General features: G+C 67.8%; 8 protein-coding genes. 6 read left to right on the forward strand and 2 right to left on the reverse strand.

Features of this window, described 5'->3' with window-relative positions:
* Window positions 1-27: 27 nt before the first annotated feature.
* Window positions 28-1,218 (forward strand): acyl-CoA dehydrogenase family protein, encoded by a 1,191-nt coding sequence (locus ABD732_RS01640; protein ID WP_344779902.1) that lies wholly within the window; start codon window positions 28-30, stop codon window positions 1,216-1,218.
* 243 nt (window positions 1,219-1,461) lie between these two features.
* A complete protein-coding gene (locus ABD732_RS01645) occupies window positions 1,462-3,492 on the forward strand; it encodes a DNA adenine methylase (protein WP_344779904.1) in 2,031 nt (676 codons plus the stop codon).
* 24 nt (window positions 3,493-3,516) lie between these two features.
* Here ABD732_RS01645 and ABD732_RS01650 read toward each other — a convergent pair whose 3' ends face one another.
* Together ABD732_RS01650 and ABD732_RS01655 are read right to left on the reverse strand one after the other, a co-directional pair.
* Window positions 3,517-5,379, reverse strand: a complete 1,863-nt coding sequence (locus tag ABD732_RS01650; RefSeq protein ID WP_344779906.1) for a YhgE/Pip family protein — start codon at window positions 5,377-5,379, stop codon at window positions 3,517-3,519.
* A gap of 153 nt (window positions 5,380-5,532) precedes the next feature.
* Entirely contained in the window at window positions 5,533-7,530 is a 1,998-nt protein-coding gene (locus ABD732_RS01655; RefSeq protein WP_344779908.1) for an AlwI family type II restriction endonuclease, read from the reverse strand.
* 86 nt (window positions 7,531-7,616) lie between these two features.
* Here ABD732_RS01655 and ABD732_RS01660 point away from each other — a divergent pair, with 86 nt between their 5' ends.
* The 4 genes from ABD732_RS01660 (at window position 7,617) to ABD732_RS01675 (ending at window position 12,076) form a co-directional block, all read left to right on the forward strand.
* Entirely contained in the window at window positions 7,617-7,988 is a 372-nt protein-coding gene (locus tag ABD732_RS01660) for a nuclear transport factor 2 family protein (protein ID WP_344779910.1), read from the forward strand.
* Window positions 7,989-8,167: 179 nt separating this feature from the next.
* Window positions 8,168-9,088 carry a formylglycine-generating enzyme family protein gene (locus ABD732_RS01665; protein ID WP_344780344.1) on the forward strand — a complete coding sequence of 307 codons (921 nt, stop codon included), beginning with the start codon at window positions 8,168-8,170 and terminating at the stop codon, window positions 9,086-9,088.
* A complete protein-coding gene (gyrB, locus tag ABD732_RS01670) occupies window positions 9,085-11,004 on the forward strand; it encodes a DNA topoisomerase (ATP-hydrolyzing) subunit B (protein WP_344779912.1) in 1,920 nt (639 codons plus the stop codon). The genes ABD732_RS01665 and gyrB overlap by 4 nt, the downstream gene beginning before the upstream one ends.
* 262 nt (window positions 11,005-11,266) lie before the next feature.
* Window positions 11,267-12,076, forward strand: coding sequence for a GntR family transcriptional regulator (locus ABD732_RS01675; protein WP_344779914.1), 810 nt, complete (start codon window positions 11,267-11,269; stop codon window positions 12,074-12,076).
* Window positions 12,077-12,153: the final 77 nt, after the last annotated feature.

Genomic DNA, 12,153 nt, shown 5'->3' on the forward strand with positions numbered 1-12,153 from the left:
TCTTACCGAGTAGTAAGGTAGTTGCTCATGGCGATCAATCTTGAGCTCCCGGAGAAGCTGGACTCCACCGTCGAGCGTTCCCACCTGGCAGCTGAGCACATCTTCCGGCCGATCAGCCGCAAGTACGACCTGGCCGAGCACGAATACCCCGTCGAACTCGACGAGCTGGGCAAGCTCGCCAAGCAGGCCCGCACCACCGAGCGGGCCGCCGAGGGGGAGAAGGACTCCGGCGAGGACACCGTCAACGGTGCCAACCTGCGCGCGGTGCTCAATGCGCGCGAGCTGAGCTGGGGCGACGTCGGGCTGATGCTGTCGATCCCGGGTCAGGGCCTGGGCAATGCGGCCATCGCCGCCGTCGCCAACGAGGAGCAGCTCGAGCGCTTCGGCGACGTGTGGGCCGCCATGGCCATCACCGAGCCCGGCTTCGGCAGCGACTCCGCCGCCGTGTCGACCACGGCGGTGCGCGACGGCGACGACTACCTGATCAACGGCGAGAAGATCTTCGTGACCGCCGGCTCGCGCGCCGACCACGTCGTCGTGTGGGCCACCCTCGACAAGTCGCAGGGCCGCGCCGCGATCAAGAGTTTCGTGGTGCCGCTGGACGCCGAGGGCGTCTCGGTGGAGCGCCTGGAGCACAAGCTGGGCATCAAGTCCTCGGACACCGCGGTGATCCGCTTCGCCGACGCCCGCGTGCCGGCCGACAATCTGCTCGGTACCCCGGACATCGACGTCAAGAAGGCCTTCGGCGGGGTGATGCAGACCTTCGACAACACCCGACCGGTGGTCGCCGCCATGGCGGTGGGTGTCGGCCGCGCTGCGCTCGAGGAGATGCGCCGCATGCTGGAGGAGGCGGGCCATCCCGTCGACTACGACACGCCCGTCGCCGTGCAGCACGCCGCCGTGGCCGAGTTCATCCGCCTGGAGTCGGACTGGGAGGCCTCCTGGCTGCTCACTCTGCGCGCCGCCTGGATGGCCGACAACGCCACGCCGAACTCGCTGGAGGCCTCGATGAGCAAGGCCAAGGCCGGCCGGACCGTCACCGAGGTGACCAACAAGGCCGTCGAGATCGGTGCCACCGGCGCCTACGCCGAGACCGAGCTGGTGGAGAAGTGGGCGCGCGACTCCAAGATCCTGGACATCTTCGAGGGCACCCAGCAGATTCAGCAGTTGATCATCGCGCGGCGCGTGCTCGGCAAGTCCAGTGCCGACCTGAAGTGAGCGTTCCTTACGCCGTCTGAGCCGACCGCGAACGAAAGTGAAGCGGGCGAGTCGAAGACAAGGCCTGCTACGGCCGCGAACCCTTCGACACGATCTCGCCTAGCGGCTCAATCGGCTCAGGGGGCGGATGGGGCGGTTCGGAGGGCGGGCGAGGGCCGCGCTCAGACGGCGAGGCGCCCGGACTCTGTCCGACCTCGGTGATACCGTCTCTGCGGAAGATGCAGAAATGGAAAGACGCAGGTCGTGAAGACATTCGAACTCCGTAACCGGCGCTACCTCGGTTCCAAACGAGCGGTGCTGCCGGTGATCGGCAAGGTGCTGGCCGCCCTGCCCGAACCGCCCGAGACCGCGGCGGATCTATTCGCCGGCACCGGGGTGGTGGGCGAGTCGCTGGCGCACGCCGGGCTGGCCGTCACCTTCAACGATCTGCTCTCCTCCAACACCACCGTCTACCGCGCCTTCTTCGGTGCCGGGGCGCTGCGCCACGGCCGGCTGACCGACCTGGTCACCGAGATCAACGACGCCGACGTCGCGGCGCTGGCGTCCAACTACTTCTCGGAGACATTCGGCGGCACGTACTACAGCGAACCCAACTCGCGGCTGATCGGTCACTACCGCACGCGCATCGAGGACTGGTACACGCGCGGCGCCGTCACCGAGCGCGAGCGCGCCGTGCTGATCGCCAGCCTGCTGTACGGGATGGACCGGGCCGCCGCCACCGTCGGCCACTACGACGCCTACCGGGAGGGCGCCGCGACGACGCAGGCCCGGCTGGTCTTCGGGTTGCCGCGGCCGGCGGAGTTCGAGCGCGAGCACACCGTCACCCGCCGCGACGCCAACCAGCTGGTCCGGGAGAACCGCTGGGATCTGGTCTACATCGATCCGCCCTACAACTCGCGCCAGTACGGCGATCTGTACCACGTGCTCGACAATGTGACCGATTGGCAGCAGGGCCCGGTGCAGTTCAAGGCGCGGAAGATGGACCGCCGCCACCTCAAGAGCGACTACTGCACCACGCAGGCGGTGCCCGCCTTCACCGACTTGATCGACGCGCTGGACGCGTCGACGATCGTCATGTCGTACAACGACACCGGGGATCGGGGGAACGCCCGCTCGGCGGCCCGGCTGTCCGACGAGGACATCCTGCGCGTGATGGAGCGGCGCGGCCCGGTCGAGGTGGTCGACGTCCCGCACCGCGAGTTCACCACCGGCAAGTCGGGGATCGGGGAGATCGTCGAGCGGCTCTTCGTCTGCCACGTCGACGACGACGCCCCGTCTGCCCCGCCGCCGAGCCGGGTGCGCCCGACCGCGGCCGAGTCGACGGCCGCGGGTGACGGCCCCCCGTCCGCGCCGGTGCGCAGCCCGCTGAACTACACCGGCAACAAGAAGCGGCTGGTCGCCGACATCATCCCGCTGCTGCCGCCGCCGGGCCCCGAGCACCGGCGCTTCGTCGACGTGTTCAGCGGATCGATGACGGTCGGCATGAACTCCGGGTACCCGGAAGTGGCCTTCAACGACGTCCAGGTGGACGTGATGGGCCTCGGCGAGCTGTTCCGCGAGGTGCCGTACCCGGAGATCATCGCGCAGGTGGAGGCGATCATCGTCGAGTACGGCCTGTCCGACAGTCAGCAGCACGGCTACGACGCCTACGGTGCCAACTCGTCCAACGGTCTCGGTCGGGTGAACAAGGAGGCGTACCTGCGGCTGCGGGCCGACTTCAATCGGATGGACGGCGCCGACCGGCGGCGGCCGTACGTCTTCTTCACCCTGGTGGTCTTCGGTTTCAACAACCAGATCCGCTACAACCGCAGCGGCGAGTTCAACATGCCGGTGGGTAAACGCGACTTCAACGGCCGGGTCCGCAAGAACCTCTTCGACACCGTCGACCGGATGCACCGGCTGCAGCCGGAACTGTGGACCCTGGACTTCCGCGACGTCTTCGGCAAGCTGACGGCGACCGACCTGGTCTACTGCGATCCGCCCTACATCCTGGGTACCGCACCGTACAACGAGCAGAGCGCGTGGACCGTCGACGACGAGACCGATCTGCTCGACGAGCTCGCCCGGTTCGCCGCGCGCGGCGGCACGTTCGGACTCTCGAACGTCCTGAGCCACAAGGGCTCCGAGCACAGCCAGCTGGCGGACTGGGCGGCTGAGCACGAGTTCGTGGTGCACACGCTCGACTACAGCTACGCGAACTCGTCGTACCAGCGGAAAGACCGCAACGCCTCGGCCGAGGTCCTGATCACGAACTGGCGCCCCGGCCGAGGCTGATGCGGGCTGGTGCCCGACTGCGTCCTATGTCGCGGGCTCGAGCTCCTGGGTGTCCGAGTCGCTGGGCGGCGGCTCCTGGCCTGCGACGGCGCGCTCGTACCGCCTGCGCTGATACTGCACGGCCGCCAGTGTGGCGGCGATCCCGAGCGCGGCGATCACGAGCATGCCGATGAATGCCGGCCAGAACCCGGAGACCCCGTTGAACGCCGCGACGTACCCGTGCCGGACCAGGGTCATCGGCGAGATCCAGTGCAGCCACTGGAACGGTGCCGGGACCGTCTGGATCATCCAGATGCCGCCGTAGGAGAACAGCTGCAGCATCATCCAGGCCAGCGAACTCAGACTGCCCACCACGTAGCCGAACAGCGTGAACAGGATCGAGATGAGCGCCACGTTCATGACCGTGGCGGCCATGGATATCAGGATCACTTGCCACATGTGCACCGGATCCGGCGACGGATCCAGGTAGGCCCAGGCACCCAGGCCTGCCACCAGGACGGCGGCGAGGCTGATCGCGGTGACCACCAGGCCGCGGCGGAGCATGAAGGGCAGGCTGCGCGGCGTCTCGTCGTCGGTGACGAAGCGGTGCCCGCGGAAGCTCATGAACACGATGATCGGCAGGAGCATGGTGGCGATGATCAGAATGGTCACCGCGCCACCCGGACCCTGGAACTGGGCCTGGGCGATGTGCACCGTCTCCTTGGCGACCGGGGTGGAGATCAGGGACGCGAGGGACACCCGCTCTTCCTGGTCACCGAAGTCGGGAGCCTGCTCGGCGCCGCTGGTCAGGCCGTCGCTGAGCCGACCGGCGCCGTCCTCGAGCTGGTGCGCGCCGTCGTTGAGCTGGCCGGCGCCGTCGGAGAGCTTGGCCACGCCGGCGTCGAGCTGGACCATGCCGGTGGCGAGCTCGGCCGAGCCCTCCTTGAGCTGAACGCCGCCGTCGACCAGCTGGTTGAGGCCGCCGCGGTACTGGGCGTTCGGGTCGGTCAGTTCGGTGGCGATCTGCCGGCTGCCCGCCTTCAGGGCCTGCAGCCCCTCGATCAGCTCGGTCACGGTGGACAGCTGCGAGGAGTTGGGCACCACCTGCTGGGCCTGTTTGAGCAGACGATCGATCTCGGCGAGCGGGAGCTGCCCGGTGAGGCGTTCGATGCCGTCGGCCACCTGCGTGGCGCCGTCGCCGAGCGTGTCGGTGCCGCCCTGCAGGGTCACCAAGCCGTCGGAGAGACGACTGGCGCCGCTGGCCAGCTGCGCGCTGCCTTCGGTAGCCCGCCCGACGCCGGGCACCAGATCGTCGTCGATGCCGGTCGCGAGGGTCTGCGTTCCATCGGCCAGGGTCTTGGTGCCGTCGGAGAGCTGCACCGACCCGTCAGCGGCCTCACGGAGACCGTCGCTGAGCGTCTGCACGCCGTCGACCAGACCGCCGACGGTGGTGCTGGCCACGCCCTTCAGCACGGACTGATGGATCTTCTCCATCGCCGAGCCGCCGATCTGGGAGGCCTTCAGGGTGTTGTAGTCGTTGAAGGTGACCGAGATCAGCGCCGGGGCCTCGGCCGCGGACGCGATGGTGCCCAGCGTCTCGCTGAAGTCCTGGGGGATCTGAATGACGAAGTAGTACTCGCCGGTCCGCAGCCCGTGGTACGCGTCCTTCTGGTCGGTGATCTCGAAGCCGAGGGAACCCGACTCCACCAGGTTGTTGGCGACGCTGGTGCCGGCTTGGATCTCGTCCTCGCCTTCGCCGTAACCGGTGTCCAGATTGACGATCGCCACGGGCATCTGGTTGACCTTCTTGGTCGGGTCCCAGAGCACCCACATGTAAACCGCCGCGAGGACGAGGGGGATGGTCACCAGAAGCGCGACGATCAAGCGGATGAGCCGCGATCGCTGCATTCTCGGTTTAGGTTGCACCGTGGTCATGTACTGCTCCGAAGTCGATAGTGACCGGAGATCCGAGCCGCGACGTCTGGACTAGACGAGACGATTGTGGCTCGGATCTCAGGACTTACAGCACGAATCTTAACCTACCTATCAGTAACGCCTGCCTCAGTCGGACATACGGTGTGATTCACGCGCATCGGAAGACGGGGGAGCCGGCGCGGCGACGCCGCGCAGAGTCTCCACCAGGTCGGCGTTCCATTCGGAGTTGAGGTGTTCGACATCCAGCCGGTCGGCCTCGGCGGCGATCATCTCCAGGACCGGCGACAAGGGTGCGGCGGCGATGTCGACCCAGTCGCGGGTGCAGATCGAGACGATCAGCGGGCTGGCCGTGCCCGAGCCGCCGTCGGTGGGCGCCATGTCCATCACCCGGGCGAAGCCGAAGATCCGCGCCACGTTGGGATCCACCTCGTTGGCGACGAAGAGCGTCACGGTCTGGGCGCCCGGCTGCTCGCACGACAGATTGGTCGCGTGACGCAGGACCGGCTCCAACTCGCCGCGGCGCTGTGTCGCCGGATCCATCAGGGTCGCTTCCACCAGAACCCGGCGGCCGTCGAGTTCGAATTCGATGTCACCGCGCAGACCGGGTGCGTGGCTGATCGGCAAGAAGTCGCCGTCGAGGGACAGGCCGAAGGCGCTGCGGGGGTCGAAGGCGCGTCCAGACGCGTAGTAGAGGGACAGCCCGATCAGATACTCGTACATGCACGGCACCGTCGCCTTGCCACGGAAAGCCTTCTCCCGCAGCGCGTTCACCGCAGCGGAACGATGGTCGGCGCCGATCAGCCGCAGATGGCCGACGACGTCCTCCGGCGGGAAGGCGGCCGAGACCAGCCGGTCGAAACGTTCGCGTTCGGCCGCGGCGACGAAGGCCTCGATCTCGTCCGGGCCGATCCCGCGGTCGGCGGCGATCCGGGCGTCGGTGCGGGCCAGGGCGTCCGGCCCGAACCACTGTGCCGGGCCGGCGGCGCGCTCGGCGTCGTCCGGGGCCGCCCCGACGACGGTGAGCTGCTCGTCGACGGTGGCGAAGAAGTATCGGGCGTACGCCGACCCGATGCGCACCTGATCGTCGGCGACGGAGATCACGCCCGTCGCGGCCAGGATGCGCAGGTTGTTGTCCAAGTACTCGCGCACCAGGGCGGTGGCGCGGCTGCCGTTGAACAGATCGACCATCGCCCGGCGGAAGTCGGCGGGGGCGTCGGTCCAGCCGGCGTAGCGCGCCGAGCGGTGGACGGTGATCGGCCCGGCGCCGGTCTTCTTCAGGTCCGGGAGGTACCGGCCGGGGTCGAAACGTGCCTTGACCGTGGTGCCGCCGTCGGCCGCCGCGCGGCGCAGGCGGGCGAGGGTGCCGTTGTCGGGCTGGTCCCGGAAGAAGGTGAGAGCGTCGAGGAACCGGCGGTAGCGCTCGGTGAACGTCGGGCCCTTGCCGTTGGGGAAGGCCTCCGCGGCGAACGCGCCGCCGTCGATGTAGTGGTCCTGTTCCGCGGTGCGCTCGGCTGCGGTCAGCGCCTCGTCGAGCCCGCGGCCGTCGGCGCGCATGCTCTCGACGGCTCCGACGATCGCGTCGACGTCGACGCCGTAGGCGCGCGGTCCGGCGATGAAGGCGAGCGCGAACTCGTCGGTGCTCAGCGCGTCGAGGCGATTGAGGACGCGCACCATCAGCCGGACGGGGAAGTAGCGTCCGGAGTCGGTCTTCTCGGTGTAGGTGAGCGCACCGCGCAGCACCGCCGAGTTCTCCGGGGTCAGCGAGCACAGCCGGTCGAACGGGTCCTGCCGGCGCGGGCCGCCGCCGGCGAACATGGTGCCCAGCGCGGTGATCCGTCGCTGACTCTCGTCCACGAAACCGAGCTTGACCAGGGCGTTGGAGTAGGTGCGGGCGCGTTTGGCGGCGTCGTCCTCGGTCACCTCGGCACCACTGCCGAAGACGTCGGGGGCCAGGGTGCGCAGCAGGCCGTAGAACTCCACCTGTGTGAGCGCATCCCACGGCCGCGCGTCCACGCGGAACTGCGCCAGCACGTCGAGCATGTCGTGGTAACCGGCGATCACGTCCTTGCGCCGGAACGAGGTGTCACCGAGGTGAACCAGTCCCTTCGCCCGAGCAGCCGCCATGGCACTCATCGTGACACAGCCCGAGGCGGGCCCCCTGCTGCTATCGTGCTCTCACTAGAACACGTTCTACTTCATGGGAGTCACGCATGAGCGCGGAGAAAATGGCCGAAGCAGTCAACGCCTACATCGATCGCCTGTCCAACGGCACCGCGGAGGAGATCGTCGACCTCTACGCCGACGGCGCGACGGTGGAGGACCCGATCGGTGCGCCGATCCGCAACAGCCGCGAGGAGCTGATCGAGTTCTACTCGATCATCACCGGACTCGACTCGCGCAAAGCCGACCTCAAGTGGGTCAAGATCGCCGGCGACACCGCCGTCTTCGAGTTCACTCTGGTCACCGGTACCGCGGACATGTCCTTCGAGATCACCCCGATCGACATCATGATCTTCGACGAGAACGGCAAAGTGGTCTCGATGCGAGCGGTCTGGGAGCAGTCCGACCTCAAACAGCTCTGAGGTGGCGCAGCACGGCGCCCACGCCGTGGTCAACGCTGTGAACAGGTAATACGTGCCGATCACCGTGGCGTAACGTCGGGGAAACCGCCGGGGAACGTGTCCTCGGCAGCATGTTCGCCATGAGCCTCAGTGAACTCGACATGCCCGGCCGCAGAGCTCCCGCATCGATACCGAAGGGCATGGCGTGGATCCCGGCGGGCACCTTCTGGATGGGCTCGGATGTCCACTATCGGGAGGAACGCCCGGCGCATCAGATCTACGTCGACGGCTTCTGGATGGATTCGCGAGCGGTCACCGTGGCGGATTTCCGCCGCTTCGTGAAGGCCACCGGCTACGTCACGACGGCCGAGCAGCAGCCGGACCCCGCAGACTTCCCCGATGCCGACCCGTCCCTCCTGGTGGCCGGGTCGATGGTCTTCACCCCGCCCGACGGGCGGGTTCCCCTCGACGACTACCGGCGCTGGTGGGCGTACGTGCCTGGTGCCCACTGGCGGGCGCCGGAGGGCCCGGGCAGCAACGTCGGCGAACGGAATCTGCATCCGGTCACCCACGTCTCCTACCTCGACGCCTGCGCCTATGCGGAGTGGGCCGGCAAGTCGCTGCCGACCGAGGCCGAGTGGGAGTTCGCCGCCCGTGGCGGACTGGACCGGGCGACGTACGTCTGGGGTGAGGAACGCGAACCCCATGGCCGTCCGGGCGGCAACGTCTGGCAGGGCGAGTTCCCTTGGCAGAACCTGGAAACCGATGGCTATGCGGGAACCTCGCCGGTCGGCCGGTACCGCCCGAACGGTTTCGGTCTCTACGACATGGCGGGCAATGTCTGGGAATGGACCCGTGAGCAGCACACCGACAGCCACGCGCACAGCAGCAAGAACACGGCACCGGCCGGCCCGTGCTGCATCCCGCGCAACCCAGTCCAGGAATCGGCTGCCGCCGACGGCGAACCGTACGTGCGCCGCACGGTGAAGGGCGGCTCGCACCTGTGCTCGCCGAACTACTGCGACCGCTACCGGCCGTCGGCGCGGCAGGGCCACACCGAGGATGCCTCGACCGGGCACATCGGCTTCCGCTGCATCGTCCGTCCGGAGGAACTTCGATGACCACGCAGTACGGTGCCGAGTCCATCACCGTCCTCGAAGGTCTGGACGTGGTACGTAAGCGACCCGGGATGTACATCGGCTCAACGAGCGCCCGCGGTCTGCACCACATGCTGTGGGAGGTGGTCGACAACGGGGTCGATGAGGCCATGGCCGGCTTCGCCACCCGGGTGGACGTCCGGCTCCTCGCCGACGGTGGGGCCGAGGTCGCCGACGACGGGCGGGGTATCCCCGTGGCCCGGCACGCCTCCGGGATACCGACGGTCGACGTGATCATGACCCAGCTGCACGCAGGTGGGAAGTTCGACGCCGAGGGCGGCGCCTACGCAGTCTCCGGCGGGCTGCATGGGGTGGGCGTGTCCGTGGTCAACGCACTCTCCACCAGGCTGGACGTGGAGATCGCCCGCGACGGGCACCATTGGACCCAGCAGTATCTCGCCTCCGAACCGCAGACCCTCGAGCGCGGTGCGGCCACCGGCGATACGGGTACGACCGTGCGCTACTGGGCCGACCCCGATGTCTTCGAGACCACCGACTACGACTTCGACACGGTGGCCCGCCGCCTGCAGGAGATGGCATTCCTCAACAGCGGCCTGGAGATGACGCTGACCGACGAGCGCCGAGCAGATCGGGAACCGCGCATCTATTGCTATCCGGGCGGCTTGAGTGACTTCGCCCGACATATCGGGCGGACCCGGCAACCGTTGCACCCCACCGTGATCGGTTTCGGCGGGCGGGGCGAGGGGTGCGAGGTGGAGATCGCGCTGCAGTGGAACACCGGTTTCACCGAATCGCTGCTGACGTTCGCCAACACGATCGCGACGACCGAAGGGGGAGTGCACGATGAAGGATTCCGCGCCGCCCTGACCGCGGTCGTCAACAAGTACGCCAGGTCGCTGAAGATGCTGAAGGACAAGGACGCCAACCTGTCCGGAGAGGACATCCGGGAGGGACTGGCCGCCGTGATCTCGGTGAAGGTGGCCGACCCGCAGTTCGAGGGGCAGACCAAGACCCGACTCGGCGGGAGTTCGATTCGCTCTCTGGTCCAGAAGGTGTGTCACGAGCGGCTGTCGGAGTGGTTCGACGCCAACCCCGGCGAGGCAAAGGCCATCGCCACGAAGGCGGCGGCTTCGGCGCGGGCCCGAATCGCGGCGCGCAGCGCCCGGGAACTGGTGCGCCGCAAGACGGCCGGCGCACTGGGGGGCCTGCCCGGAAAGCTGGCCGACTGCCGGAGCAACGACGCCGAGCGCAGCGAGATCTTCATCGTCGAGGGAGACTCGGCCGGCGGCAGCGCCAAGTCGGGCCGCGATTCGATGTATCAGGCGATACTGCCCATCCGGGGCAAGATCATCAACGTCGAGAAGACCCGAATCGACCGGGCGCTCAAGAACACCGAAGTCCAGTCGATCGTCACCGCCTTCGGCACCGGAGTGCGCGACGAGTTCGATCTGGCCAAACTGCGCTATCAGAAGATCGTGCTGATGGCCGACGCCGATGTCGACGGCCGGCACATATCCACCCTGCTGATGACACTCCTCTACCGGTTCATGCGTCCGCTGATCGAGCACGGCCACGTGTATCTGGCGCAACCGCCGCTGTACAAGCTCAAGTGGCCCAAGGGGGTGGTGGAGTACGCCTATACCGACCGGCAGCGCGACTTGCTTCTCGACGCGGGTCGCGCGGCGGGCCGGCGGATCAGTGAGGACGGTATCCAGCGCTACAAGGGACTCGGAGAGATGAGTGCGAGTGAACTGTGGGAGACGACGATGGATCCGGACACCCGGATGCTGCGCCGGCTGACGGTGAGCGATGCGGCTTTCGCCGACGAACTCTTCTCGATCCTGATGGGCGAAGACGTCGATGCGCGCCGCAGCTTCATCACCAGCAACGCCGGTGACGAACGGTTTCTCGACATCTGACGGACTCCGGAGCCGGCACGGCCGGCCCGCGGCGCACGACGCCCGGGCCGGCCGCTGTCGTGCAGGCACCGGTTCAGCGGAGGCGGCGGCGACGGCGGCGGCGGCGAACGGGTGAACCCGATAGCGCGCCGGGTGGCGTTTCTCGGTCCGTTCGGCCGCCGAGAGTGCGCTGGCCAGCGAGGGGACGACCCGTGAAAGCGGCGTAATCGAGCGATAATTTCACAGCAAATCATTCGGAACGGGCCGCTGCGAGTCTTGTGTCATGACCTCGAGACCACGGATTCCGCCCAAGGACTTCCCCCGGCCTCCCGCCCGCCAGTACGAAGGTCGACGGGAAGACGCCTCGCGATGGGTCCGCGACAGTCTGCGCACGCAGATTCTCGAGGGCGAGTTCGGCGGCATCGGAGCTCCCCGCCCGATGCTGCCGCCGGAGAACGAGCTCGCGAGCGAAATGGGCGTGAGCCGAAATGTGATTCGCGAGGCCCTCGATCTCCTGCGTGCGGAAGGACTGATCACCCGGGTCCAGGGCGCGGGCACTTTCGTCACCGGCGCCAAGCTCCGGCAACCGATCGACCGGCTGGTCGGTCTGGCCGAGTCACTGGCCGGGCATCGGCTGAAGGTGGCCAATCGGGTCCTGGCGGTGCACCGGTCGACCGCCACCCCGTTGATCGCCGCCAAGCTGCAGCTACCCGAAGGCAACCCGATCGCCTTCATCGAGCGGCTGCGGTCGGTGGCCAATGTGCCGCTGTCCCTAGACACGTCGGCTCTGCGCCCGGAGGCGATGGAGGCGTTCGAGGGCGAGGACCTGGAGAACCAGGATGTCTTCTCCATCCTCGAGCGCAAACTCGGCGCCCGACTCGGTGAGGCCGAGAACACCATCGAGGCGGTCGCCGCCGACCGTGGAACAGCGCGGCACCTCGAGATCAAGCCCGGTGAGCCGATCCTTTTGCTGCAGAGGCTCACCCGCCTGGCGGACGGTACGCCGTTCGATCTGGAGTCGGTCCGCTATCGAGCCGACCGCGTCTCGCTGTTCTCCGTCAACCCGCGTACCACCGGAACCCCTCTCGACTGAGTTCGCGGATCCTCCGCGGACAGGTCCCCGACAGTTCCTTACCAGGACACGACAGACCCTCAATAGAAAGGAAACGC

The sequence above is a fragment of the Gordonia caeni genome, from assembly GCF_039537105.1.
GTDB lineage: Bacteria > Actinomycetota > Actinomycetes > Mycobacteriales > Mycobacteriaceae > Gordonia > Gordonia caeni.